Annotated in this window: 24 protein-coding genes; 15 read left to right on the top strand and 9 right to left on the bottom strand. The window is 61.7% G+C overall.

The genetic code is table 11. The features are described 5' to 3' along the window. Positions 1–137: 137 nt before the first annotated feature. Positions 138–1,646: an aldehyde dehydrogenase family protein gene (locus NKH67_RS06485; protein ID WP_352469621.1), complete on the top strand. Its 1,509-nt coding sequence runs from the start codon at positions 138–140 to the stop codon at positions 1,644–1,646. Between the two features lie 103 nt (positions 1,647–1,749). Here NKH67_RS06485 and NKH67_RS06480 read toward each other — a convergent pair whose 3' ends face one another. Beyond that, positions 1,750–3,081 carry a PQQ-dependent sugar dehydrogenase gene (locus NKH67_RS06480; RefSeq protein ID WP_352469620.1) on the bottom strand — a complete coding sequence of 444 codons (1,332 nt, stop codon included), beginning with the start codon at positions 3,079–3,081 and terminating at the stop codon, positions 1,750–1,752. Between the two features lie 399 nt (positions 3,082–3,480). On the opposite strand from NKH67_RS06480, the gene NKH67_RS06475 reads away from it, so the two are divergent. Then, the gene (locus NKH67_RS06475; RefSeq protein ID WP_352469816.1) at positions 3,481–4,440 is read left to right on the top strand and encodes a DMT family transporter; all 960 of its coding nucleotides are present in this window, start codon (positions 3,481–3,483) and stop codon (positions 4,438–4,440) included. A gap of 68 nt (positions 4,441–4,508) precedes the next feature. On the opposite strand, the gene NKH67_RS06470 is transcribed toward NKH67_RS06475, so the two are convergent. After that, a complete protein-coding gene (locus tag NKH67_RS06470; RefSeq protein WP_352469619.1) occupies positions 4,509–5,747 on the bottom strand; it encodes an ROK family transcriptional regulator in 1,239 nt (412 codons plus the stop codon). Between the two features lie 101 nt (positions 5,748–5,848). On the opposite strand from NKH67_RS06470, the gene NKH67_RS06465 reads away from it, so the two are divergent. The 12 genes from NKH67_RS06465 (at position 5,849) to NKH67_RS06410 (ending at position 18,386) form a co-directional block, all read left to right on the top strand. Continuing rightward, positions 5,849–7,114 carry an ABC transporter substrate-binding protein gene (locus NKH67_RS06465; protein ID WP_352469618.1) on the top strand — a complete coding sequence of 422 codons (1,266 nt, stop codon included), beginning with the start codon at positions 5,849–5,851 and terminating at the stop codon, positions 7,112–7,114. A gap of 57 nt (positions 7,115–7,171) precedes the next feature. Continuing rightward, positions 7,172–8,110: a carbohydrate ABC transporter permease gene (locus NKH67_RS06460; RefSeq protein ID WP_352466746.1), complete on the top strand. Its 939-nt coding sequence runs from the start codon at positions 7,172–7,174 to the stop codon at positions 8,108–8,110. Further along, positions 8,103–9,005: a carbohydrate ABC transporter permease gene (locus NKH67_RS06455; RefSeq protein ID WP_292660005.1), complete on the top strand. Its 903-nt coding sequence runs from the start codon at positions 8,103–8,105 to the stop codon at positions 9,003–9,005. The genes NKH67_RS06460 and NKH67_RS06455 overlap by 8 nt, the downstream gene beginning before the upstream one ends. Before the next feature lie 10 nt (positions 9,006–9,015). After that, positions 9,016–10,113, top strand: coding sequence for an ABC transporter ATP-binding protein (locus NKH67_RS06450; RefSeq protein ID WP_352448125.1), 1,098 nt, complete (start codon positions 9,016–9,018; stop codon positions 10,111–10,113). A 4-nt stretch (positions 10,114–10,117) separates the two neighbouring features. Next, complete coding sequence (locus NKH67_RS06445) at positions 10,118–10,891, top strand: SDR family NAD(P)-dependent oxidoreductase (protein ID WP_352469617.1); 774 nt, start codon at positions 10,118–10,120, stop codon at positions 10,889–10,891. Between the two features lie 37 nt (positions 10,892–10,928). Beyond that, entirely contained in the window at positions 10,929–11,930 is a 1,002-nt protein-coding gene (locus NKH67_RS06440) for a sugar phosphate isomerase/epimerase family protein (RefSeq protein WP_352469616.1), read from the top strand. Then, complete coding sequence (locus NKH67_RS06435) at positions 11,927–12,739, top strand: SDR family NAD(P)-dependent oxidoreductase (protein WP_352469614.1); 813 nt, start codon at positions 11,927–11,929, stop codon at positions 12,737–12,739. The genes NKH67_RS06440 and NKH67_RS06435 overlap by 4 nt, the downstream gene beginning before the upstream one ends. Positions 12,740–12,937: 198 nt before the next feature. Continuing rightward, entirely contained in the window at positions 12,938–14,185 is a 1,248-nt protein-coding gene (locus tag NKH67_RS06430; RefSeq protein ID WP_352469613.1) for an ABC transporter substrate-binding protein, read from the top strand. Between the two features lie 3 nt (positions 14,186–14,188). Then, positions 14,189–15,142 carry a carbohydrate ABC transporter permease gene (locus tag NKH67_RS06425; protein WP_352469612.1) on the top strand — a complete coding sequence of 318 codons (954 nt, stop codon included), beginning with the start codon at positions 14,189–14,191 and terminating at the stop codon, positions 15,140–15,142. A 7-nt stretch (positions 15,143–15,149) separates the two neighbouring features. Continuing rightward, entirely contained in the window at positions 15,150–15,965 is an 816-nt protein-coding gene (locus NKH67_RS06420; protein ID WP_352501916.1) for a carbohydrate ABC transporter permease, read from the top strand. A gap of 22 nt (positions 15,966–15,987) precedes the next feature. Continuing rightward, the gene (locus NKH67_RS06415; RefSeq protein WP_352469610.1) at positions 15,988–17,322 is read left to right on the top strand and encodes a sulfatase family protein; all 1,335 of its coding nucleotides are present in this window, start codon (positions 15,988–15,990) and stop codon (positions 17,320–17,322) included. Between the two features lie 68 nt (positions 17,323–17,390). Continuing rightward, on the top strand, positions 17,391–18,386 hold the full coding sequence (locus NKH67_RS06410; protein ID WP_352469609.1) for a LacI family DNA-binding transcriptional regulator: 996 nt from the start codon (positions 17,391–17,393) through the stop codon (positions 18,384–18,386). Between the two features lie 12 nt (positions 18,387–18,398). On the opposite strand, the gene NKH67_RS06405 is transcribed toward NKH67_RS06410, so the two are convergent. Further along, positions 18,399–18,839: a DUF2267 domain-containing protein gene (locus NKH67_RS06405; RefSeq protein ID WP_352448133.1), complete on the bottom strand. Its 441-nt coding sequence runs from the start codon at positions 18,837–18,839 to the stop codon at positions 18,399–18,401. Next, complete coding sequence (locus tag NKH67_RS06400; protein WP_352469833.1) at positions 18,811–19,122, bottom strand: hypothetical protein; 312 nt, start codon at positions 19,120–19,122, stop codon at positions 18,811–18,813. The genes NKH67_RS06405 and NKH67_RS06400 overlap by 29 nt, the downstream gene beginning before the upstream one ends. Positions 19,123–19,533: 411 nt before the next feature. On the opposite strand from NKH67_RS06400, the gene NKH67_RS06395 reads away from it, so the two are divergent. Further along, positions 19,534–19,959, top strand: coding sequence for a VOC family protein (locus tag NKH67_RS06395; protein ID WP_352469607.1), 426 nt, complete (start codon positions 19,534–19,536; stop codon positions 19,957–19,959). Positions 19,960–20,035: 76 nt separating this feature from the next. On the opposite strand, the gene NKH67_RS06390 is transcribed toward NKH67_RS06395, so the two are convergent. The 5 genes from NKH67_RS06390 to NKH67_RS06370 form a co-directional block, all read right to left on the bottom strand. After that, entirely contained in the window at positions 20,036–21,232 is a 1,197-nt protein-coding gene (locus NKH67_RS06390) for a glycoside hydrolase family 172 protein (RefSeq protein ID WP_352469606.1), read from the bottom strand. A gap of 24 nt (positions 21,233–21,256) precedes the next feature. Further along, entirely contained in the window at positions 21,257–22,099 is an 843-nt protein-coding gene (locus NKH67_RS06385; RefSeq protein WP_352469604.1) for a carbohydrate ABC transporter permease, read from the bottom strand. Further along, entirely contained in the window at positions 22,092–23,018 is a 927-nt protein-coding gene (locus NKH67_RS06380) for a carbohydrate ABC transporter permease (RefSeq protein WP_352448137.1), read from the bottom strand. Before NKH67_RS06380 ends, NKH67_RS06385 begins: the two co-directional genes overlap by 8 nt. 21 nt (positions 23,019–23,039) lie before the next feature. After that, a complete protein-coding gene (locus NKH67_RS06375; RefSeq protein WP_352469603.1) occupies positions 23,040–24,395 on the bottom strand; it encodes an ABC transporter substrate-binding protein in 1,356 nt (451 codons plus the stop codon). A gap of 73 nt (positions 24,396–24,468) precedes the next feature. After that, on the bottom strand, positions 24,469–25,473 hold the full coding sequence (locus NKH67_RS06370) for a LacI family DNA-binding transcriptional regulator (protein ID WP_352469815.1): 1,005 nt from the start codon (positions 25,471–25,473) through the stop codon (positions 24,469–24,471). Positions 25,474–25,895: the final 422 nt, after the last annotated feature.

Raw genomic sequence — 25,895 nt, 5'->3', positions numbered from 1 at the left:
CGGACACCTGACGCCGTTTTCTCCGCTTCCGATGCTCACGGACTTTAATGTCCGCTCCGCTTCGTTTCTCGAAAACCACGCCGCCTGTCTCGGCAGGGTGAATTCTCAAAATGGTTCCGTGCACACGGGAGGACAGAATGGACTTTTCACCTGACCGGCCGACCTTCTTCGTCAATCCGGATTATCGGCCAATGACCGGTGCGGCAAAACCGGTGATCGATCCGGCGACGCTCGAAACCGTCGGCGCGATCACCGCAGCCAGCGACGGCGAGATCGACGCCGTGCTCACCGCAGCGACCAAGGCGCAAACGGCCTGGAAAAAGCTCGACGCCAAGAGCCGTGCCCGGCATCTGCACGCCGTCGCCAACGCCATCGAGGCGGCCGACTTCACGCACTGCGCCGAGCTGATGGTGCGCGAGATGGGCAAACCCTATCCGGAGGCGATCGGCGAGATCGCCAATTGCGCGCCGATCTTCCGCTATTACGCCGAAATGGCGCGTGACGACGCCGGCAAGATCGCCGGCACGACGCAGGCCGGTTCGTTCCAGTATGCCCGCTACGAGCCCTACGGCACGTCGGTGCACATCATGCCTTACAATTTTCCGATCCTGTTGATGTGCTGGACCGTCGCCGCCTCGCTTGCCGCCGGCAATGCCTGCGTGATCAAGCCCGCCGAAGCGACAACATTGTCGACGCTGGATTACATGACCGTGTTCCGCTCCCTGCCGGAGGGCCTGGTTTCCTGCATGCCAGGCGGAGCAGCAACGGCGCAGGCGCTGATCGCCTCGGACCGCACGCATGCGGCTGCTTTCACCGGTTCGGTCGCCGCCGGCAAGGCTGTCGCCATCGCATGTGCAGAGCGCATGAAGCCTTGCGTTATCGAGGCCGGCGGCAGCGATCCCCTGATCATCAGCCAACACGCCCCACTGGACGTGGCGGCTGCCGGCAGCGTCACGGCTGCCTTCCATCTCACTGGCCAGGTCTGCACTTCGGCCGAACGGTTCTTCGTGGTTGATGCCGTTCACGACCGCTTCGTCGATCTGTTTGCCGAGAAAACGCGCGCGCTGCGTATCGGCAACGGCCTCGACAAAACCGAGATCGGACCGCTGGTCAGCGAGGCCGCGCGTGCGAAGGTCATCCGGCTGGTCGACGATGCGATCCGCAGCGGTGCCAAAGCGGTCACCGGCGGACGCATTCCGCCGGCACATAATGTAGGCTGGTTCTACGAGCCGACCATCCTGACCGGCATCACCGCCGATATGGCAATCGTGCGCGAAGAGTGTTTCGGGCCGGTCGCCGCAATCTGCCGGGTCAAGGATTTCAACCAGGCGATAGAGCTTGCCAACGACAGCCCCTTCGGTCTCGGCGCCTCGGTCTTCACCACCGATCTAGCCGAAGCGCATGAGGCCGCGGAGCGGCTCGAGGCCGGCATGGTCTGGGTCAACAATCCGCTGATAGACAATGACGCGTTGCCGTTCGGGGGCTGGAAGGCTTCGGGCCTCGGCCGCGAGCTCGGCCGCCAGGGTCTGGATGCATTCCGCCGCTCGAAGATGGTCATCATCGACCACAGACCGGAGATTCAGGGCTGGTGGTATCCCTATCCTGACAGCTGGTTCCGCGAGGCAGGCGGGCGCAAGCATGTTTGACACGACTATCTTCGGGCGTGCTGCTAGCTAAGTGTTTAGGATATCCGCCTCCGGGAATGTAGCCGAAGGCTGGTGAGATCGGAATCAGAAAGGCCACCTGCGCTCAACGGCCATTCGCCCGGCGGACCCGCCAGATGACATTACCGACGTCGTCGGCGACGAGCAGTGCGCCAGTCTGATCGATAGCGACGCCGACCGGCCTGCCCATCGCCTCGTCATTACGCCCGATGAAGCCAGTGAGCACATCTTCCGGAGGACCGCTCGGTTTGCCACCATGGAACGGCACGAAGATGACCTTGTAACCGCTGCGCACACTCCTGTTCCACGAGCCGTGCTGGCCGACGAAGGCGCCGTTGCCGTAGGCCGGACCGAGTTGCGCGCCTTTGGAGAAGGTCAGTCCGAGCGAGGCCGTATGAGAGCCCAGGGCGTAATCGGGCTTGATCGCTGCCGCCACGAGATCGGGGCGCTGCGGCTTGACGCGTTCGTCGACGTTCTGTCCGTAGTAGCTGTAGGGCCAACCGTAGAAAGCGCCGTCACGAACCGAGGTCATATAATCCGGCACAAGGTCGTCGCCGATCTCGTCACGCTCGTTCACAGCGACCCAAAGCTGGCCAGTCTCAGGATTCCAGGAGAGCCCGTTCGGGTTGCGCAGGCCCGAGGAGAAGACCCGAGTGCGGCGGGTAGACCGATCCACTTCAAGGACAGCGGCGCGGTTCTTCTCCGCGGCTATGCCGTTTTCTCCAACGTTGCTGTTGGACCCAACGGTGACATAGAGCTTGCGTCCATCCGGAGTTGCGATCACGTCCTTGGTCCAATGATGGTTGAGGTCCCCGGCCGGCAAGTCGATGATCTTTTCCGGCGACGTGCTGACTCGGGTCTGGCCATTGGAGTAGGGGAAAGCGACGAGCGCGTCGGTATTCGCGACAAAGAGTTTGCCTTTGGACAGCGTCATGCCGAAGGGCGAATTGAGGCCTTCCGCGAACGTCGTGCGCACATCCGCAATGCCGTCGCCATCGGTGTCGCGCAGGAGCGTGATGCGGTTGGCGCTTTTGGTCGCGGCGCCAGCCCGCTTCATAGCCAGGTCCATGAAGACCTTTCTAAGACTGAAGCCTTCATCATGCTTGGCAGGGGCATTGGTTTCAGCAACCAGCACGTCGCCGTTCGGAAGCACATGTAGCCAGCGCGGATGGTCGAGGCCGATGGCGAAGGCGTTCACCGTCAGCCCCTTCGCCGGGGTCGGCATACCTTCTTTCTGCCAGCCTTTCGCCTCGGCGATGTTAACAGTCGGGATCAGCGTCGGTCTTGGTTTCGGTAAAGTGGGGTTGGGGCCATAGCCGGTTATTGCCCCGGTTTTTTGCGCCGGAATGCCAGCGCAGCTTGCCATGACGGTGCCCAACACCGCTACGAGTACGCTTCCTCGGAAGCCGGCATGCATCGGACGTCCTCCGCATGGATCTGTGTCGCGCTCTTTGTGTAAACGGAAGTCAGTGGCTTATTCTTCCAATTGCTTCGAAACAGCGGCGCTCGTGATCCTAGGAACCAGGAATTCGCGACAGATCTGCTCTCGGTAGAAATATGGCGCGAGAAGATTGTGGCAACCGCGCGAATATCTGTCGCGCGATATGAATCTCACATTCGTGTCGCGCGAAATCGATACGGCTTGCGCTTTTCGGTATCGAGTTGCTCATGGGCCAACATGCGTTCGAATGGAAGGAGACCGTGAACGGCGGGACCCACAATGACCCACCGATTGCGCCAGCTGGTGAAACAGCTGTTGTTGCTGCTTAGCAAGACGCTGCCAATCTGCTAAAGTCTGCGGTGGGAGGAGACGGATATCCAATCGCTGCCGATAGCACATCCAAGTGTAGCGAAGGCGACACCCGGCGCATCACTTCCGCTCGCCTATTCCCTCGCGACGCTCTGCTGGCTCCTGTCGGCCGGCGTCTATATCGCCGCCAAGTGGGTTGCCCCCGAGATGCCGCCTTGGGCGCTCTGCTTCTGGCGGCTGACGCTCGCGTGCGCGATCCTGCTGCCTATCGTCCATCGTCATCACGGGGCGATGCTCGTGCTGATCCAATCCCGGGTGATCGAGGTGCTGGTCATCGGCACTATCGGACTAACCTTGTGTCAGGGCATGATCTACACGGGCCTCAACTATACCAACGCGACGACCGCCGGCATCATCATGGCGCTGTCGCCGATCATGACCATGGTGCTTGCCCGCTTCGTGCTCGGCGAGCCCCTCGGTGTCTGGAAAGCGCTTGGAGCGCTGGTCGCTCTGGCTGGGATGGTGGTGATCGTGGCGCGCGGCGACCTTGCCGCGCTGATGCAGCTGCAGTTCAATCCCGGCGAGTTGTGGATCGTCGGCAGCGCGTTTTGTTGGGGCCTCTACACCGTGCTGCTGCGTCGCGCCAAATTCGCTATCGAGCTTCTGCCGATGGTGGTCCTGCTGCTGGGAGCCGGCGCGCTGGCCGCACTGCCCTTCTATCTCTGGGAACTGTTTTCCGGGGATCGTTCGGCGCTGCATGCGAACGGCCTTCTGGCTCTCGCCTATGTTGCCGGCCCCGGCGGCGCTCTGATGTACTATCTCTACAACCGTAGCGTCGAGACGCTTGGTGCGGGGCGCGCCAGCATGCTGCTCTATCTCCAGACCGCCTTCGTCGCCGTTCTCGCTTATCTGGTCCTTGGCGAAAGCTTGCACGACTACGATCTCGCCGGCGCCGCCTTCATCATCGCCGGCCTGCTGCTCGCCACCGCGATCAAGCCGAGGCAGCGCACGGTGCGTGTCGCGTAGGCAAACATCAGTTCCGCTGCTTCGGCGAGCAGCTCGCAAAATCAGAGCGCCACCCGAAGCAAGCCGGGTCACTGAAGTCGGCTGTTGTGACGCAGCACGAGGCCGACCGCGCCGAGCAATGCGTCGTTCTCCGTGTGCTTGCCAACGATTATCCGCGTGCGCAGCGCAGGCGCCACATCGCGGGACTTGATGAGCGTGTGGCGTTCATATGATGCGATCAGTGGCGCCAGGAGAATGTCGCCCGCCAAGGCCATGCGGCCGCCGATGATGATGAGCGGCGGATTGAGAACCGAACCGATCAGGCCAAGGCCACGGCCGGCGAACTCGGCGGTGTCCTCGATCATCCGCAGCGCCCTCACGTCGCCCTGCTCGGCCATCATGATCACGTCGTCCATCGTGACCGGCCGCCGCACGATGCGCGAAATCTGCTCGAGCGGTCGGGCAAAGCTGGCATAGAGCTCCAGGCATCCTCGATTGCCGCACCGGCAAAGGTCGCCGCCGGGATCGATGCTGATGTGCCCGAATTCGCCGGCGCCGCCGGCGATGCCGCTCACCAGCCGACCGTGCTGGACAATGGCCCCGCCGACGCCCAGATCGACCTTGAACAGCACGAAGTCGTCCTGGCCGACGGCCGCACCCCACATCAGCTCCGCAATGGCCGAGCAGTTGCTCTCATTGTCGGCGAAGATCGGCTGTTCGAGGACCGGCCCGAACACATCGCGGATGTTGACCCCGGCCCAGGTCGGAACGATACTCGCGCGCAGCACCACTCCTTCGCGGCTGACTGGGCCCGAGACGGAGACCCCAACCCCCAGGAGCCCCGCCATCGGCAGACCGTTCTCTTCATAGCATCGGGCAATTACTGACTTGGCGAGCTGGGCCGCTTGTTGCGGCTGGTAGTCCAGACCCATGGGGATGGTTTGTTCGGCAACGAAAGAATGCGAGACGTCAGCGACGACACACCGCATCTCGTCGAGGCCCAGATGGATGCCGACGCAGGTGCCCGCAGCGGGATTGAGCGTCAATGTCGTGGCAGGCCTGCCAATACCCCTCGCCGCGTCATGATGGGCCGGGGATTCGATTACCATCCCCGACTTTCTCAAGCCATTGAGCGCGGTTGAAACCGTCGACCGCGCCAAACCGGTAATGCGGGTAATTTGCGACGCAGAAAGCACGCCGCGCTCGCGCAGGCATCGGACGATCAGGCTCTCCGGCGACGCGGACGGCCTGTCGATTAGCCAATTTCTAAGCGAAGGTTTGTTCATGATGGGCACAAAGCACGTTGACTGATAGCCCAGATATGTCATCTTGGAAAGAACGGAGATTACTGCATCTCGCCGGCCACGACCTCAAATCGCGGGCCACAAGCGGTCGATACGAACCGTGCATCATATAGGGGAGTGAAACGATGAAATACCTGAGGACGGCCTTTGCGGCCGCTACCGCCTTCACCTTGATTACCGGAACAGCCCTCGCGGAGCCGAAGACCAACCTCTTGCATCAATGGGCCACCGGATCGGACGCCCAGGCTATCGCCAAGCTCGGCGAGATGTTTACCGCCAAGGGTGGCATCTGGCAGCAGACCTCCATCGCAGGCCATACGGCCAATACCCTGGCCAAACTGCGTGCTGACGTGATCGCCGGCAACGCACCTCCCGCTGTGCAGCTAAAGGGCCCCGAGATCGCCGAATGGAACGAGACGGGCATGACAGCCAATCTCGACGACCTGGCGAAAGCGGAAAATTGGGAGAAGGTCGTCGCTCCCGAATTGCTGCCGGTGATGAAGCCGACCGGGAATTGGGTGGCCGCGCCGATGAACATCCACCGCATCAACTGGCTGTGGGCATCGCCGAAGGTCATGAAGGACGCGGGCGTCACCGAGATGCCGAAGACATGGGCGGAATTCAACGCCGCCTGCGACAAGATCGTGGCCAGCGGCAAGATCTGCATTTCGCACTCGACCGCCGACTGGACCGACTCGACCGTCTTCGAAGTGGTCGTGTACGGTCAGGACCTCGATCTCTACAAGAAAGCCTTCGTCGAGGGCGACGTCGACGCCATGCGCAGCGACGGCATGGTCAAGGCCTTCGAGCAGTTCCGCACCATGACCTCGAAGTACATGGACCCCGGCATGAACGGGCGTGACTGGGATATCATGTCGCATCTGGTCGGCCGCGGCGAGGCCGCCTTTCACATCATGGGCGACTGGACGATCGGCCTGCTGACGGCCGGCGGCTTCAAGGAGGGCACCGACTATGTCTGCGCCCAGGCGCCGACCGATTGGGGCAAGCCGGGCTTCATCCTGAATTCAGATTCGGTCGTGTTCTTCAAGCAGAAGGACCCGGACTATATCGAGGGACAGAAGCTGCTTGCCAGCATCATCCTGTCGCCCGAATTCCAGACCATTTTCAATCAGACCAAAGGGTCCATTCCGGCGCGCCTCGATGTCGATCTTTCGAACGGCTTCAATCCCTGCCAGCAACTCTCGCAAAAGGATTTGCAAGCCTCGATCGCCGCCGGCACGCTCGTGCGTTCGATGGCGCACAACATGACGGTTCCGCAAAAGGTCCGCGGCGCAATAATGGATAGCATCACGGAGTTTGTAGCAACGCCGGATATGAGTGCGAAGGACGCGGCCAATGCGATGGCGGATGCGGCCGAAGCGCAGAAGTGACGCTGCCGATGATGGCCGGGGGCGAAGCTGCCGGCCAGACCTCGCCGGAGCAGCCCGATGTCCACCCATGATCTGATTGTACCAGCCGCAGCTGCCGCGGCCCGTCCGTGGCGCGAGCGCCTGGGCACGATGGTGCCCATTCTGGTGCTGGCGCCGTCGATAGCGGCGAGTTTCATCTATGTTTTCGTCTTCACGCTCTGGACGCTCTACATCTCGCTGTCCAATTCGTCGCTGTTGCCGACCTATGGGTTCGTCGGCCTGGACAATTACGCTTCGCTCTGGGCAAACCGGCGCTGGAACATCGCCTATACCAATCTCTTCCTGTTCAGCGGCTTCTATATCGTTGGCTCGATGGCCGTTGGCCTGCTGCTCGCGATCGCGATCGACCAGCGCGTCCGCGGCGAGGCGGTTTGGCGCACCATCTTCCTCTATCCGTTGGCGGTGTCCTTCATCGTCACCGGTACGGTGTGGAGTTGGCTCTATAATCCTGTCGACGGTATCCAGGCCTTCGTTCGCGGGCTTGGCTGGACCGACTTCAGCTTCGCCCTGACGGCCAACCGCAACACTGCGATCTATGCGGTGATCATAACCGGTATCTGGCAGTCGTCCGGCTTCGCAATGGCACTTTTCCTGGCCGGTCTGCGGTCGGTCGATCCGGATCTCGTCAAAGCCGCGCAAATCGACGGCGCGTCGGTATTCCGGACCTATCGGAGGGTCATCCTGCCAACCATCGCTCCGATATTCCTGGCGGTGGCGGTCATTCAGATACAATTCGCCATCAAGACCTTCGACCTAGTGGCGGCGTTGACGCGAGGCGGCCCAGGTGTGTCCACCACCTTCCCCGCCATCTATGTCTACGACCTGATGTTCCAGCGCGGCCAAATCGGCGAAGGTGCCGCCGCCGCGATGATGATGCTCGCTGCGGTCGCGGTTGTGCTGGTGCCGTATTCCTTGTGGATCGTCTGGCGCCGGCGAGCGGAGGGCCGCAATGGCTGAAATTGCTCCTAATGCCCGTTTTGATCCGGAAGAAGCCGCTGCCACGCGCCGGCATTTCTGGAGCCGCTTCCTTGTCTATGCCGTGCTGACGCTTTTCGCGGTCGTCTATCTCGTGCCGCTGCTGGTAGTGATCTTCAACTCATTGCGCGAGCAGTCGGAGATTGCCCGCAACGGCCTCATCTCCGTACCGCGCAGCTTCCGGTTCGATGCGTGGGCGCAGGCCTGGGGATCCTACTGCGTCAGCGGTACCTGCGAGGGAATGAAGCGCAATTTCTTCAACTCCCTGGCGATGACGATCCCCGCCACCATCATCTCGACCATTCTCGGCGCCATGAACGGCTACATCCTCTCCAAATGGCGCTTCAGGGGCTCTGAACTGATCTTCAATCTGATGCTGCTCGGCGTATTCATGCCCGGCCAGATTTCGCTGATGCCGTGGGCGTTCCTGCTCGGCAAGCTCGGCCTGACCAATTCCACATATGGGCTGGTGCTGATCCACGTCGTCCAGGGCATCTCGTTCACCACCCTGTTCTGCCGCAATTTCTACGTCAGCATACCGGACGACCTGATCAAGGCGGCACGCATCGACGGCGCCGGGTTCTGGCGGATCTTCCGCAAGATCATCCTGCCCCTGTCGCCGCCCATCCTGATCGTCACCGTCATCTGGCAGTTCACCGGCATCTGGAACGAGTATCTGTTCGGTGTCGTCTTCACATCGGGCCAGCAGCAGCCGATCACAGCGGCACTGGTCGCGCTCACGGCCGGCGGCACGACCGCGCGTGCTTACGATGTGATGAGCGCAGCCGTGCTGATCGGCGCGTTGCCTCCGCTGCTGATCTATCTGTTCGGTGGAAAATACTTCGTGCGCGGCCTCACCCAGGGCGCCATAAAATGAGGCGTCGCCCATGTCCGCGTTGATGATCCGCAACCTTCACAAGAGCTACGGCTCGCTCGAGATTCTTGCCGGCATCGATCTCGAGGCTAAGACCGGAGAATTCGTCGCCCTTGTCGGCCCGTCGGGTTGCGGCAAATCAACCTTGCTCGCCATGATCGCCGGACTGGAAACCGTCACGTCGGGCGAGATATGGATCGGCGACCGGCTGGTGAATTCGGTGCAACCCAAGGACCGCGATATTGCGATGGTGTTCCAGTCATACGCCCTCTATCCCACCATGACGGTGCGCCAGAACATCACCTTCGGCATGGAGAGCCGCGGCGTGCCAAAAGCGGCGCAGGCGGAAGCTGTCCAGCGGGTTACCGCACTCCTGCAGATCGAACAGCTGCTTAAACGCAAGCCCGGCCAGCTCTCGGGAGGCCAGCGGCAGCGCGTTGCGATGGGGCGTGCCCTCGTGCGCGACCCGAAGCTGTTTCTGTTCGACGAGCCCTTGTCCAACCTCGACGCCAAGCTGCGCGTCGACATGCGTACCGAAATCAAGAAGCTTCACCATCGCGTCGGCAAGACCACGGTGTATGTCACCCACGATCAGGTCGAGGCGATGACGCTTGCATCCCGCATTGCGGTGATGAACCAGGGCTCGGTACAGCAGTTCGACACGCCGAAACGGATCTACGACCGGCCGACCAACATGTTCGTTGCCGGTTTCATGGGATCGCCGGCGATGAATTTCATTCCCGCCCGGCTTACGGGCTCGACCAGCATCTCGGTACGCGCCGCTGACGGCAGCGACGTCAGCCTCGCCCTTGCCGCGCCGATGCCCGCCGGCGCGCCAAAGGACGTCGTGCTCGGTATCCGGCCGGAACACATCTACCGTTTCACGACCGATCTGAAGTCGCGCAAACCTGCTGTAGCGTCCATGCAGGCGCCGGTCGAATTGGTCGAGCCTACCGGGGCCGAGACGCTTGCCGTGCTCAGGCTGGGTGACCTGGAGATCACCGGCCGTTTCGAGCCGGATGACGCTCCCGTCATGGGCGAGACGATAACGCTCGGCATCGACATGTCGCGCGCCTGTCTGTTCGATCCAACAACCAAGGCGCTTCTGTAGTTTGATGTCCGTACAATTCGCGACTTATCCGAGCTTGACCGATCGGGTCGTGCTGATCTCCGGCGGCGCCTCCGGTATTGGCGCCGATATGGTCCGCGCCTTCGTGGCGAACGGCGCCCGGATAGCCTTTCTCGATGTGCAGGACGAACCAGCGGAGGCGTTGGTGCGCGAGCTCGCTGGTGCCGCCGGGCAGGCTCCGTTATATCTCCATTGCGATGTGACCGACGTCGATGCGCTAAAGGCGTCGGTAGCAGGCGTGCGCGCGCGGCTTGGTCCGGTCGCCGTCCTGGTGAATAACGCAGCCAATGATCAGCGCCATCCCGTCGACGCGATAACGGCCGACTATTGGGACCGCAGCTTCGATGTCAATCTGAGGCATCACTTCTTCGCCGCGCAGGCAGTGCATCCGCATATGAAGGAACTCGGCTTCGGCTCGATCATAAACTTCTCCTCCATTGCCTGGCGGTTCGGAGCGGACCAGATGGTGGCCTATGCCACCGCCAAGGGGGCCGTGGTGGCGCTGACGCGTGCGTTGGCGCGGTCGTTCGGACCGGATAACATCCGCGTCAATGCGATCGAACCCGGCGCCGTCATGACCGAGCGGCAGCGTGAGCTGTGGTTCAAGACGCAGGAGGCAGTCGACCAGACGGTGCAGCGGCAATTGATCCGCCGCGTCCTGCTGGGCGAGGAGATTGCACGCACGGTGCTCTTCCTGGCAGCCGACGACAGCCGCATGATCACCAAACAGTCCATTACCGTCGATGCTGGTCTGCGCTAGTGACGCCTCTCCGCTCTCCATTGGAACCGCCAAGCTGATGCTTCGTCTCGGCCTCAACCCCTACGGACTGACCTATCATCTCGGACTGCAGGGCCGCGGCACGCCGCGGCACAATCCGCACGGCGCGGGGCTGGAAGGCTTCATCACGCTGGGGCAGGAACTGGGCGCACGCACGCTCGAGATCTACGAACCCTGGTTGACCGACTTGACTGACGCCGAAATCGTCGCGCTGCGCAGGCGTCTTGCCGCGCTGGACATCGTCCCGGTGGTGAGCGGCGGACTGCTGGTGGCAGGTCCGCTGGACACCGCCTTCCGGGCTGCGCGCCTGCTCGAGGCGACGACGATCCGTATCGCACTGACGCCTGTCCTGTGCGGCGACCGCAATGCGTGGGGTCCGAAATGGAGCGAGTTCAACGCAATGATTCGCGCTGCCTTGACGGAATGGGGGCCGCGTGCGGCGGCCGAGGGACGCGTGCTCGGCATCGAGAACCATCAGGACTTCGGCAGCGACGAACTGGTTGCGTTCTGCGAACTTGGCGGGCCGGGTGTCGGCATCACCTACGACACCGGCAACACCTTTCCTGTCGGCGAGGCGCCGCTTGCCTTCACGCGCCGGATCGCGCCCCATGTCCGCCACGTTCACCTCAAGGACTATCGCGTCCAGTTCACGGATGAGGGCTACCGCCTGGTCCGCTGCGCGATCGGCGACGGCGCCGTGCCTTTCGCCGAACTGGCAGCCATCCTTGGCGAGCACCACGACACGGTGACGGCGGTGCTTGAGCCCGGCGCGCTGGAGGCCCGTCACGTTCGCTGTCTCACCGACGACTGGTGGAACGGATATGCGCCGAAGACCGCCCGCGAATTCGCGGCCTGCCTGAGTGCTGCGCGCCTGAACCGCCTTGCGGACGACGCCGACTACCGCACGCCATGGGAGCGCGATGATGACGGTGCGCTCGTTTCGTACGAGCTCGACATGATCCGGCGCAGCGCCGCCAACATGATGAAATTCGATTTCATTGCAATGGAGAAATCAGCATGACTGCCCGAGAACTCAGCGGCCTGACCGCCTTCGTCACCGGCTCGGGACGCGGCCTCGGCCGCGTGATGGCCGACCGCTTGGCCGAACTTGGCGCAAACGTCGCGGTCCACGACCTCGATTGGGCCCGGCCATCCCAATATGGCGAATTCGCGGACCTCGGCGACTCTGCCAGGGGCTTGGAGAAGCACGGGACGCGCATCACCGCGGTCACCGGCAACATCGGCGACAAGCAAGCTGTCGCGGAAATGAAGAAGAAGATCGAGGCGGAGCTCGGCGATGTGCACGTCTTGGTAAACTGCGCCGGCGGCGACATCGGCGCCAAGGGCATAAAGCCCAATCCCAACAACGCACTGGACATCGACTACGAAGACATCAAGGTTCTAACCGAGAACAACCTCATCGGCACGATGCTGGTCTGCCAGGCATTCGTTCCGCCGATGGTCAAGCGTGGCTCAGGCTCGGTGATCAACATCGCCTCGGCGGCAGCGCATATCGGATGTTCGCCCGAGGTGGTCTACTCGACGCTCAAGGCGGCTGTCGTCCATTATACGCGCTGCCTCGCCAAGGAACTGATCGACGATGGCGTACGCGTCAATGCGGTGAGCCCCGGCGCCACCAAGACGGCACGGTTCCAGGCGAGCCGCGTGGTCGATCCGCAGCGCATGGATTCGAGCAAGAAATCGCTGAACCGGTATGCGGAGCCTGAAGAGATCGCCGAAGCGGTGGCCTTCCTCGCCGGTCCGCGCGCGCGCTTCATCAACGGGCAGGTAATCCGCGTCGATGGCGGTTTCACGATCTTTCCAGGTTAGGCCGCCATCGTCCATACCGGGTACCGGAAGCAACTTCGCCATCGCGCGCTGTAGATAGCTCCGCCCGAGTTCGGCCAGAACTATGCACTGCATTACAGTCGGAGCTTGACAAAAACTGCGGTATGGCGGGTATATTAATCGAATAATATGACGCCATCCATTGTGAGGAAGGCGGGGCAAACCAGGGAGGAGACCAAGATGAGCCGCTACAAGTCAGTCGGATTCCTGCACGGCATGGTTTTGGGCGTGGCCCTGACGACCGTGACTGCGGCCCATGCCGAGACCTTGACGCTCTATTGGAACGCCGGCCACGCCTATCAAGCTTATGCCGATGCAATAGCAAAGTTCGAGGCCGATCATCCCGGATGGTCGGTGCAGTGGGAGAAATTCCAGTGGCCGGATATGCGCACCAAGCTGGTGGCGGATTTTGCGGCGAAGAGCGCGCCCGATCTCGTCGCCGAACCCGGCGGCTGGGTGCAGGAATTCGGCCAGCGGAATCTGCTGCGGCCGCTGAACGACTTCATCGAACAAGACGGCAAGGCGATCGGCTATCCCGACGACTGGCAAGCCTATTCCGTCGAGCGCAACAAACTCGGCGACCAGTACTATGGCGTCCAGATCCACCTCACCTGCGCCACCCTCGTGTACAACGTCGATATGCTTAAGCAGGCGGGCTTCGACGCGCCGCCTGCGACCTGGGAGGAGTTCCTGAAGGTTGCCAAGGCGACGACGACCGGCGCCCGCTTCGGCTTCGCTCCCAACCCGAGCATCGGATATTATTCGTCGTGGCTGCTGCAGAACGGCGTAAGCTATTACGATCCCAAGACAAACAAGGTCAATCTCGACAGTCCTGAGGCGATCGAAGCGATCCAGTTCCTCGCCGACCTGATCCACAAGGAAAAAGCAGCGACCAAGCCGGCGGCGGGTGCTGACTATGAGGGTCCGCAAAAGCTGTTCACGGCCAACCGGGTCGCAATGATCATAACCGGTCCGTGGGACGTGAAGCCGATCCGCTCGGGCAACCCGAAGCTCAACTGGGCGGTTGCGCCATCACTCAAGCACAAGGTGCAGGCGACGTTCGCGGGCGGCGTCAGCGTGATGATCCCTAAGGACGCCAAGCACCCGAAGGAGGCCTGGGAGTTGTTGAAGCGGCTCGTCGCGCTCGACACGGAACTAGCGGCTACCAAGGAAGCGGGCATGACGATGCCGCGCAAATCCTGGGCCGAAAACGCCGAGGTTCAGGCCGATCCGGTCATCGGCAGCTTCAGCAAATGCCTGCCTTACGCGCAAGACGTCACCGCCGAGCTGCGCCTCACCGGCAAGCACGCGCGAATCGAGAAGCTTCTGCAAAGTGCGCTCGAGGATATCATCTACAATCAGAAGCCAGCAGCCGAGATCATGCCGAAATTCGCGGCCGAGGCCAACGTCATCCTGGCCAACAACTAGCCGATGATCGTCAGCGGCAGCACCAATACGGCCGATACGGACATTCGCGTCGGCGCGATGCCGACCCGGCGAACTGGCCGCTTCAGCCGGCGCACCCGGCAAACGCTTCTCGCTTACCTGCTGCTGTCGCCAGCAATCCTCTATTTCTCGGTCTATTTCTTCTATCCGATCGGACTAGAGTTTTGGGCGAGCCTGTACAGCGGCCAGCCGCTGATCGGCGAGAGCCGATTCGCCGGATTGGACAACTACGTTGCTGCGCTCGGCGACGCGCGCGTTCGGCAGTCGCTCTTCGTGACGCTGGCCTTCGCGATAGGCGTCACCGCGGCCAGCATCGCCATTGGCCTCGGACTGGCGGTCGTGCTCAACCGGCCGATCCCGGGGCGCACTCTGATCCGCGCAATCATCTTCTTTCCCTACATCACCTCCTTCGTGATCGTCGCGTTGATGTGGCAGGCAATTCTCGATCCCTACACTGGCATCTTGAACAGCTTTCTTGCCGAGCTTGGGCTGCCGACCCAGAATTGGCTCGGCGACACCTCGACCGCGCTGCCGACCCTCATCGCCATCACGGTCTGGAAGGATGTCGGCTATGCCATGCTGATCTACCTCTCCGCGTTGCAGTCGATCCCGTCCGACTTCTATGATGCCGCATCCATCGACGGCGCCACGCCGACGCAGCAATTCCGCTATCTGACCTGGCCGTTGTTGACGCCGACGACGCTGTTCATCGCGGTCGTCAGCACGATCAGCCAACTGCAGGAGCTGGCGCCGGCCTACCTGATAACCAAGGGCGGACCGGCCGACGCGACGCGGTTCTTCAGCCTGCACGTGTTCGAGGCAGCCTTCTTCGAGCTCAACATCGGCTACGCCTCGGCGCTGTCTTTCCTGATGTTCCTGCTGATCCTGGCCATCACCTTCGTTCAGTTCCGCCTGCTCAACCGCGAAACCACCTATTGAGGTTGGCATGACATTGGCAAAAACGCTCCCGTCCTACCTACTGCTGCTCTTCTGCGTGGCGCTGTCGATCTTTCCGTTCCTCTACATGCTTTCGCTGTCGCTGCAGAGCGATGCCGACGTCTTCAGCGGCATTCCGATTCTGATCCCCGAGACGTGGCAATTCACGAATTACATCGACATCTGGCAGAAGGCGCCGTTCGCGCGTTTCACGCTCAACAGCTTCATCATCGCCGGCGGGATTACCTTCCTCCATCTGATCTTCGATCCGTTGATCGGCTACGTCTTCGCGAAGATGGAATTCGCCGGTAAGCGCGTCATGTTTGTCGCGGTGCTGTCGACTTTGATGATCCCATTCTTCATCCGCATGATCCCGCTCTATGTGCTCACCGCGCGGATGGGATGGCTCAACACCTATCAGGGCCTTATCCTTCCATTCGCCATGAGCGCCTACGGAATCTTCCTGATGCGGCAGTTCATCCGTCCAATTCCCGACGAGTTGCTTGACGCTGCACGGATGGACGGCTGCTCGGAACTCGGCCTTTACTGGCGCATCGTGCTGCCGCAGGTCCGTCCGGCACTGGCGACGCTGGCCCTCCTCACCTTCGTGTTCCAGTGGAACGAATTCCTCTGGCCGCTGGTCGCCGTCAACACCACCGAAATGCGGCCGATCACGACGGGACTGACGCTTTTCAACCAGGAATTCTTCACCCGGTGGAACCTGACGGCGACGGGCGGGATCATTCTCTTCATCCCGAGCCTGCTGCTGTTCCTCTTCACGCAGCGCTACTTCGTCCGCAGCGTGATGCTGGCAGGCATGAAATGACCATTCGAAGGCATTGCACTCTATGACGTCCCGCCGACCGAATGTGATCGTCTTCTTCACCGACCAGCAGCGTTGGGACACCGTTGGTGTCCATGGCAATCCGCTCGAGCTTACGCCAAATTTCGACCGCCTCGCCGGGACCGGCACGTTCGTGGCGAATTCGTTTACCTGCCAGCCCGTTTGCGGACCCGCCCGCTCCGTGTTCCAGACGGGGCGGTACCCGACCATCACCGGCTGCTACCGCAACGACATCCCGCTGCCGAAGAGCGAGCGTACGCTCGCGCATCATTTCACCGCGGCAGGTTATGACACCGCCTACATCGGCAAGTGGCACCTGGGGTCCGCCGAGCCGGTCACCCAGGAACAACGCGGCGGCTATCGCTACTGGCTGGCCTCCAACATCCTGGAGTTCACTTCCGGCCCCTTCGACACCGTCGTCCACGACAATGACGGCAAGGCGGTGAAGCTGCCGGGATACCGCGTCGATGCCCTAACCGACGCTGCAATCCGCTATGTCGCATCGAGGGAAGACGAGCCGTTCTTTCTATTCCTGTCCTTCCTCGAGCCGCATCACCAGAACCAGACGGACAACTACCCTGCCCCGCTCGGATACGAGGACAGGATCCGCAAGAAGCTCGCCATTCCCGGCGATCTCGCCGCACTTGGCGGCACGACAGCGGAACATTTCCCCGGCTATCTGGGCATGGTCGCACGCCTCGACGAGGCGTTTGGACGGCTGATCGAGGCGCTCTACAGCCTTGGCCGGCTTGACGACACGATCATCCTCTTCACCTCCGACCACGGATGTCACTTCAAGACCCGCAACAACGAATACAAGCGTTCCTGTCATGAGGCGTCGATCCGCGTGCCGACGCTATTCCACGGCCCCGGCTTCCAGCGCATCGGCACATATGAAGGCCTGGTCAGCCTCGTCGATCTCGCGCCGACCCTGCTCGCCGCGGCCGGCCTGAAAGTGCCCAATTCGATCCAGGGCGTCTCGCTGCTCGACACGCTGCAGGGCGAACGGCCGCCGCGCGACGAGATATTCATTCAAATCAGCGAGCACCATGTCGGCCGCGCCTTGCGCACCAGACGGTGGAAATATGAGGTCGAGGCACCGGGAAAAGACGGCTGGCGGGATTCCGGCAGCGATTTCTATGTCGAGGCGAGGCTCTACGACCTCGATGCCGATCCAAACGAACTAACCAATCTCATAGCTTCGCCCGATCACGCAGCGACGCGTGCATGGCTGCGAGGCCGCATCGTTGCCCTGATGGAGGAGGCCGGCGAGGCAAGGCCCGAGATCCTTGCCGCCGGGCATGGAAGCTGGAATGAGATCCGGCTGAGCGACAGCTGATCATGTCACGTCGCGCAGCGGATCCAACAATGCACGAGAGAAGTCCCGATCGCAGAAAGGCGCCGACCATGGCCGATGTCGCCCGGCGCGCCAATGTATCGACCGCTGCCGTGTCGTACCTGCTCAGCGGCGACAGCACGCGCCTGAAGTTCGTCGGCAAGGAGGCGCGGCAGCGCATCCTCGAGGCCGTCGCTGAGCTCAACTATGTGCAAAACCGCACCGCGCGGCAGCTGCGCCGCCAGCAGGCCGAGCGAATCTGCCTTGTACTGCCTCGTCTCGGCGTGCCGTTCAGCGACCGGATCGCGCAGGATATCCAATCTGGAGCGGCTCTGAGGGGATTTTCGACAATTATCACCGCGGGAGACACCTTCGAACGAACCGACCGGATCGTAAGGGAAATCGAGAGCGGGCTGGCAGACGGCATTATCGCCGACTGGCAGCATCTCTCCGAGCCCGAGGTGATGGTCTTGGCCGCGCGCCTGGCGGCCGCGGGCCGGCCAGCGGTGATCTTCCATCCGACCATCGAGCCGGCAGGCTTCTCGGTTGTGCGCCAGCATACCGGCAGGGCCGTTTTCGAGGCACTCGACTACCTCTACCGAGCCGGCCATCGCTGCATCGCCTATATGGTGCATGAGCAAGCGGTGGACGGGAGCCGTCTCGCCGCCTATCGCAGCTTCCTGCAAGCACGCGGCCTTCCGCTGCGAGACGACCTGGTGATCGGCGGTGCAGAGGCGCGCAAGGCTGCGTTTGCCAATGCTACGGCGCTGGCCGCCCGCGCGGATCGGCCGACCGCGCTTTTCGTCGAATCCGATCTTGCCGCCGTGACCGCCCTGCACGCATTCGAGGAGGCCGGCCTCTCCGTGCCCGGCGACATTGCAGTCATCGGCTGCGGCAATATCGACGAGGGCGAATTCAGTCATCCGGCATTGACGACAATCGGCCCCGAAACTGCCCACTACGACCATCTTGCCGATCATCTGATCTCATTGATCTCGGCAACACCGGGCGCAATACCTACCCTTTTCAGCGTTTCGTGGCAGTTGGTCCGTCGCGCGTCCGCATGAGCAGGATCGCCGCTATTTGACGCCCACGCTTTCAGGCCAGAGGACCTGGATTTCCTTTGGCAGCGCATCCCGCACCTTTGCCGACTGGCCAAGGTCGATATGCCGTGCAAGCACACGCAGCACAGAGCGTGCCGCATCCTCGGGATCGACAGGACGGGTCGATTTCAATTCATCGGCGATGTGTTGCAGGAATTTCTCGAGCGAGCGTGTCTTGTCGGGCATGTCGGCGGGCCGATAGCGATCATAGTAGGCGCCGCGCACGAGCAGCGGCAGTTCCGCTCCCAATTTGGCCGCCAGTCCGATCTGCAGCCTGTCGCGAAGGGTTCGCAGAACGGCGCCCAATGTATGCCAGGCGACGTGTCGATCCGGACCAAGATCCGCCATGATTTCGTCAAGCCAAATGTTTGTTATTTGCAGCGTTTTGTCAAAAACGTCCAAGCCGGTTGCGCTCATCGTCGCCTCCTCGAAAGGTTCTGCGGGCGAAACGGCGACCGGAGATTATTGTTTCGTGGTCCTGTGAAAATCGTCCTGGCAAAGCGGCGGAAACCGGTTCGGTCGGAGAGCCTGTCGGCGTCAGGTCTGCTCGACAACTCTGCATCTGCTGGATTTCGGCGATCTGTCGGAAGCGGCCGTTTTCCACCCCGTTGAGTGCAGTCACAGCGGCCAGATTGTCACCCTTTTCATCCCACCGAACGGGCTCGCGATAAGCGATTCCCTTGAAACGGATATTGTGCACCGCCGCCAGAACGTCGCGCCGGCTCGGATGTCCCCTTGGATACAGTGCTGGCGTCTTTGATCGCGGCAAGGAGAAGGCAGGCCGAATCGTAGGCATTCACGGCATAATTGCGCTTCGGCTTCGCCGTCCGACGATCTCGCCAGCTTCGGCGAGCGTCGCTTCCAAGCAATCCCTTCGCGCGTCAACGACGCCCGTTCAACCTTCCCACAGTTGTATTCGGCGCCTGCGTTCCGATCATTAAAGTCGGCCTTGCTGATCCGAAAGGTGGTTGTCCTCCGCCTAACTGAGCTTGTGCTCATCGGTTCCGAACGCCGTCTCAGCAATGAGACCAGTCCTCACGTTGCCCGAGCCCGGGTATCTCTTGACTGACTGAGCGGCCCGCGCCGACAATGGCATTGGGAAGATGGCGGGATGGCGCCCACGGTGTTCGGCACCACTTGGCGATCAAGCTGCGAAAGGGCTGTCATGGATTGGAAGCTGGAGCTGGTCCCGGTCCCCGTATCGGACGTCGATAGAGCAATCGCCTTTTATGTTGGGAAGGTCGGCTTTCATCTCGATCACGACCACACCGTAAGCGACGAGATACGTTTCGTGCAATTGACGCCGCCCGGTTCGGCCTGTTCGATTGCCATGGGCAAGGGCCTCGTCGACAGCCCCCCGGGATCCATAAGGGGCCTGCAACTCGTCGTGCCCGATATCGATGAGGCTCACCGGTACCTGGCCGCTCAAGGTATCGAGGTCAGCGATATCAAGGATTTTCCCTGGGGCAGATTTGTCTTCTTTGAGGATCCCGACGGCAACACCTGGTCTGTCCAGCAACTTCCACCTCGCAGCTGAGGCGGCACGCTGCGGCAGGGTCGTGCCCCGACACAGATAGCGCGGGATGCACGGTTCAATTCGAACGCATCCCGGCCTAACGCCTCTTCTCGTCGAAGGCGGCATTCCAATTGTGATAAGGCGCGCGATAGGTGGGGATGCGGTCCTCGACATCGACAAGCGCTTCGAACGGTTTGTGCGGTTCGGCCTGATACCAGAAGGCGACCGACGAAATGTCGTCCGAGCGGCGATTGGCGTGACCGTGCTCGATGGTCACCCGGATGCGTTTGTGGAAGATGACCGGGTCCTCTATGTGCCAGCGATAGAGCGTAACCGGCTCGGTCCAGTTCGGCCCGCCGGCGGCGATGATGCCGTGATAGGGCGCGCTGTAGTCCTGTGTCGGGCACCATGCCGTATTGAAATAATCTTCCGTGCCGGTGCCGTGCAGCGTCGGCGGCCAGGCATCGTTGGCGCCGGGGCCGGTCTCGCCGCGATCGTCGATCAGTTCGGCCTTCGGTCCGACGCGCGGATCGGGCTTGCGCACTGTATCCGGCACGGAAATGCCCGGCTCGCCATCGACGAAGATCATGTCGTCGCCCTCGCCATACCAGTCCCATAGTGCGGAACGCCGCCGCGAATAGACGGAATAGAGTACGCCGACATAGTGGCCATGACCTTCCGCCTCCAGGATGGTGTAGTTGCCGTTCCCGTCGGTGTTTTCCCCGCCAAACAGGACCTGCTCGTTGGCCAACCCCGTCTCGTCTATGCCGTCAGGTCGCTGCTGACTGTATTGGGCGTGGAAGCGGCCCAGGCCTTCCTCGAGTTCCTCATGCAGTTCGAGATCGACATAGTAATAGAAAAGCAGGTCGTCCTCAGCTTCATTGGCGACGGTGAAGCGCATGTGGCTGGCAAACGGCATCGGAAAATAGCAGTTGAAGGCCTTGCCGTCCTCGGGGCTTGCCTGGACCGGCAGGCTGGCAAAATTGCGGGTGCGGGCATGCCCCATGCCGAAGAAATCGCCGATCGGCGTTTCGATGCTCGGATGTTCCTCGCCATCCCAGTACGCGCGCAGCACGATCTTGCGCAGGAAGTCCTCGCTCTTGCAGGCGAGCGTCGCCCAGATATGCGTGACGATGCCGGCACCGTCATGTTCGGCAATCACCACCGTCTGGCCGGGTTCAATGTGCAGCCGGTCGTCATTGCCGCCGGTGCGGTCGTAGCTTGAGAACCGGCGGGTTTTGGCGTCGCGCAATTTGGCGAGCCCGCGAAGCGGCGACAGGCCGGCATTATCCATGTGTTTCTCCTCTTGCTTCAGCGGTTATTTCAGGCCGCTTGTCTTGATGGATTCCATGATCTGGCGCTGGAAGATCACGAAAAGGACCAGCATCGGCACGGCGACGATGGTCGAGGCGGCCATGACGTAGTTCCAGGCGGCGGCGTACTGGCTCTTGAAGTTCGCAATGGCTACCTGCACCACCCAGAGATCGAGGTCCGATGTGATCGTCAACGGCCACAGGAAAGCATTCCAGTTGGCGAGGAAGAACAGGATCGCCAGTGCCGACAGGATCGGCCGGCTGAGCGGCAGGATGATGCTCCAATAGATGCGCCAGTAGCCGGCACCATCCATGATCGCCGCTTCTTCCAGTTCCCTGGGCAGCGACAGGTAGTATTGCCTGAGCAGAAAGATGCCGAACGCGTTGAAGATCGCCGGAATGATCAGCCCGGCATAGCTGTCCAGCATGTGCAGCATCCGCGTCAGGATGAACAGCGGCACGATGATTACCGGCAGCGACACCAGAAAGGTCGAGAACATGGCGAGGAACAGCGTGTCGCGGCCCGGAAAACGCAGCCGTGCGAGCGAATAGCCGGCCATCGAATGAAAGAACAGCGCGGCGACCGTCACCGTCGCCGACACGAAGAACGAATTGAAGAGATAGCGCAGGAACGGCACCTCGGTCAGCACATAGAGGAAATTGCCGAGCGTCGGGCGTTCCGGAATGAGGCTCGGCGTGAAGACGTCGCTCGCCGGCTTGAGCGAGATGACCAGCATCCAGACAAGCGGGAATACCGTCATCAGGCCAAGTGCGGCGGTTGCCAGCATCCAGGCAAGTCTCGCCGCTCGTATCTGCGAACGGCCGGAAGGAGTTCGGCCGTCAGTCATGCTCGAAACGTCCGCCGCGCGTCAGCACGAAGAAGAAGACCGTGACCAGCATCAGCGCCAGCACCAGCAGCGATGCCATTGCCGATGCATAGCCGAACGCGCCGAACTGGAATGCCTGCTTGTAGATGTAGATGATCAGCACCGAGGTCGAATTGACCGGACCGCCTTTGGTCATCACATAGATCAGGTCGAAGACCTGGCCGCCGGCGACAGCCGCGACGAGCGAGACCAGGAGGACGAAGAAGCTGGTCGGCTTGAGCAGGGGCAAAGTAATGTACCAGAAGCTTGTCACCGGCCCGGCACCGTCGATCTTTGCGGCTTCGTAGTACTCTGCCGGGATGTCCTGGAGCCCGCCGAGGAAGATCAGCATGTAGAAACCCATCAGGAACCAGACGCTGACCAGCACCAGCGTGAACAGCGCCAGATTTGGATCGCCGAGCAGCGAAATTCCGCCGAGGCCGACGAGCGGCGCCAGCCGGCTGACGATGCCGACCTTTTCGACCAGCATGAGCTGCCACACGAGCGCCACCACGACCAGGCTGACCATCTGCGGCGCAAAGAACATCGAGCGCATGACCGCGTTGAAGCGGTTGGTCTTCTGCACCAGAAGCGCCAGTCCCAGTCCGGCGACGTAGAGCGCCGGCACCAGCATGACGGCATAAGCTACCGTCACCTTCACGGACGACCAGAACAGCGGGTCGCCCCACATGCGCCTGTAATTGCCGAACCCGACGAACCTGTAGCCGCCGAAGCCGTTGACCTCGAAGAACCCGACGGCGAGCGACAGCAGCATCGGCACGCCGACGAACACCAGCAGGCCAACCGCATCGGGCAGGACGAACAGCCATGCGGCGCAGCGCTCCCTTTGCTTGGCGGTGAGGCCGCGGGCGGAATTCGCGCCCGCGGCTGGCGGTTTCATCTGATCCATGCTGGAAAGGGCCTAAAGGATCGGCGCGCCGGAATAGGAAGCGAGGAACGCATCGAGTTGCTGACTGGCCGTCGTCGCCGCCTGCTGGGCATCAACCCCGCCAAGCTGTGCCGACTGGATGGCGTCGGAGATGATCTTGTAGGCCTCCGGCGGAACCCGCGGCTCGGCGCGCGTCCCCGGATGGATCTCCTTGGCGAAGGTGCCGAACTTGCCGGTGCTGAAGACATCGGCGCCGGCCTTCAGCGCGCTGTTGCGCGGCGGCATGTCGCTCTTGGCGACAGTGCACCAGTTGACGACCCGGTCGATCGATGCCGTATCCATTGAGGCCAGCGCCCAGGCGCAGAACTGGGCGGAAGCATCCGGGTTCTTGCCTCCGGCATTGGCGACAAAGGCCCAGCCCCCGCCGACGGTGACGTATTTGCCATTGGCCGGTGTCGGCAATTTGAAGATGCCGTAGGGCACGTCCTTGGCGTTGTTGTCCATCGCCGAAATGCCCCAGATGCCGCAGTTCTGCATGGCGCACAGCCCTGCCCCGAGATTGGCGACTATGTCGAAACCACCGCCGACCACTTGACGCGGCGCCACGCCGGTATTGATGGCATCCTGCCAGAGTTTCAGCGCCTGGACGGTGGCCGGCGAATCGAAGGCGCTCTTGCCGTCCTTGCCCTGGAATTCGCCACCGCCCTGCCACAGGAACGGATACCAGGTGAAGTTCTGGTAATAGCCGGGAGTCGTTTCGAACAGCACGCCGTAGCGGCTGGGCGTCGTCAGCTTTTTGGCGACCGCCAACAGCTCGTCCCAGGTCTTCGGCACGTCGTTCTCGTTGAGCTTTGCATCCTCGAACGCTTTGACCGAATAGTAGAAGGCCATCGGCTCGACTTCCATCGGCACACCGTAGATCTTGCCGTCCACCATGCGGTTGGCGATGACGCTTTCCGGGAAATCGGCTTTGGCGGCATCCTCGATATGCGGCGTCAGGTCGGCAAGCACGCCGCCATTGTAATAACGCAGGAAATCGCCTGGGCTGATGAGGAAGATGTCAGGACCCTCGCCCGACGCGAAGGCCGTTGCCAGCTTGGAACCGGAGATGTACTCGCTGTTGACGACATATTCGAGCTCGACCTTCTGGTCGTGGCCGTCGTTCCAGTCGGCCACCAGCTTCTCGAACCACTGGACCTGCGGCTTCACGTCTCCGCCAGGCGCATAGAACTGCCAGAATTTCAGCGGCGCTTCCTGAGCGCGCACGGCCATCCTGTTGATGAACGGGAAGCCTGTGAGGCCGGCGGCAGCGAAAGTGGCGCCGCCCTGGATCAGCCGACGGCGATTCAGGCTGGCCAATGGCCGGTCGCGGGTCGTTTTGTCAGTCATCAATTCCTCCCTTGGATGTTGTTCGGTCGAACGTTGGCGAAGGGACCTCCGTTCCCTTTGCCGGCATCTGGCGTCACGCGCTGTCGAATGGGCTCAACGCGCATGGGATCACTTCGGTGCGCGGCGCGCCCTCGACTTTGCCGCCCAGCCGTTCGAGCAGCATTTCCGTGGCGCGCTTGGCAAGCATTGTCGGACTGTTGCCGACACAGGTCAGCTTCGGCCTGACATATTCCAGTTGAGGCAGGTCATCGAAGACTGCGATGGCGATATCCTGAGGGATATTGATCCCATGGTCGTAGAATTCGGTCAGCGCACCGGAGGCCATCAGATAATTGGCGAAGAACATCGCCGACGGCAGGTGTCCGCCGTGCTTCTCCCTGAGCCAGGTGACCGCTTCCCGCCCTGACGGGGCAAGATAGCTTCCCTCAAACCGCAGATCGGCGGAGATTGGCACGCCATTGTCGGCGAGCCCTTTTTCGAAACCGGCGGCACGCGCCATCGCCTCCTTGAAAAAGGATGGCCCGGTGACATGGGCGATGCGGCGATGGCCCCTCTTCGCCAGATACTCGCCCATCAGATAGCCGCCGCCGAAATCGTCCAGCTGGACGCTGTCGACAGCATGGTTCGGCAGATGGCCGATGAAGACGGCGGGCAGATCGAGGCTGAGCAATTCGCTGTGCATGCCGTGCAGCGCGAAGTCGGCAACGATGACGCCGTCGACCCGCTTGCGCCCGATCTGGCGCAAATACTCGCGGCCGTGATCCTGTGAATGTCCGCCCGGCACGTCGGTGTTGAAGATCAGCATGTCGAGGCCGACCACTTCGAGCGTCGACTGCGCCGTTTTCACCAGCTCCGGATAGAACGGGTTGCGGATGTCCGGGATCAGCATCGCGATGATGTTGGTACGGCCGGTGCGCAGGCTCTGCGCCTGCGGGTTCGGGGTGTAGCCGAGTTCGTCGATCGCCGCTTGTACGCGCTCACGCAGCGATTTCGATACCCGGTCCGCATGGTTGATGACATGCGACACGGTCGTGCGCGACACACCCGCTCGCGTGGCAACTTTGGAAATCGTGCTCATGGTGAACAGGTTATGGGCACTTGAATGCATTTGCAAATCGATTTTACCGATGTCTCGCAAACTAGGGCCATCAGGCGGATTACACAAATGCCAAAAGAAAAGGCCGGGTTGTTAAGCCCGGCCAAGTGTGAAGGTCTATAACCTCCAGAGGGGAACGCGCCGGACGCAATGGGAGGAGACATCCGACGCAATTCGCATATGGGTCTGTATTGGTGGCGTTTCAACGATGCGGCAGTAGACCAACGGCGTTGCTGCCATAGAGCCAGAAACGCAAAGCATTCGAAGGGGCGGTGGATCGCAGCTGCCGGTTGGACACAAAGGTCGCCGAATGCAGGGCAGGCTCCTGACATAGGGACTTCAGTCTGTAGGCCTATCGACCAAGGACCCGCACAGCCAAACTTTGGTCCGAGGCTGCTATCGCA

Origin of the sequence: Mesorhizobium sp. M0968, assembly GCF_040319065.1 — a bacterium.
Taxonomy (GTDB): Bacteria; Pseudomonadota; Alphaproteobacteria; order Rhizobiales; family Rhizobiaceae; genus Mesorhizobium.
Note: the sequence above shows the minus strand (reverse complement) of the source record. Positions and strands in the feature narration are given on the sequence as shown.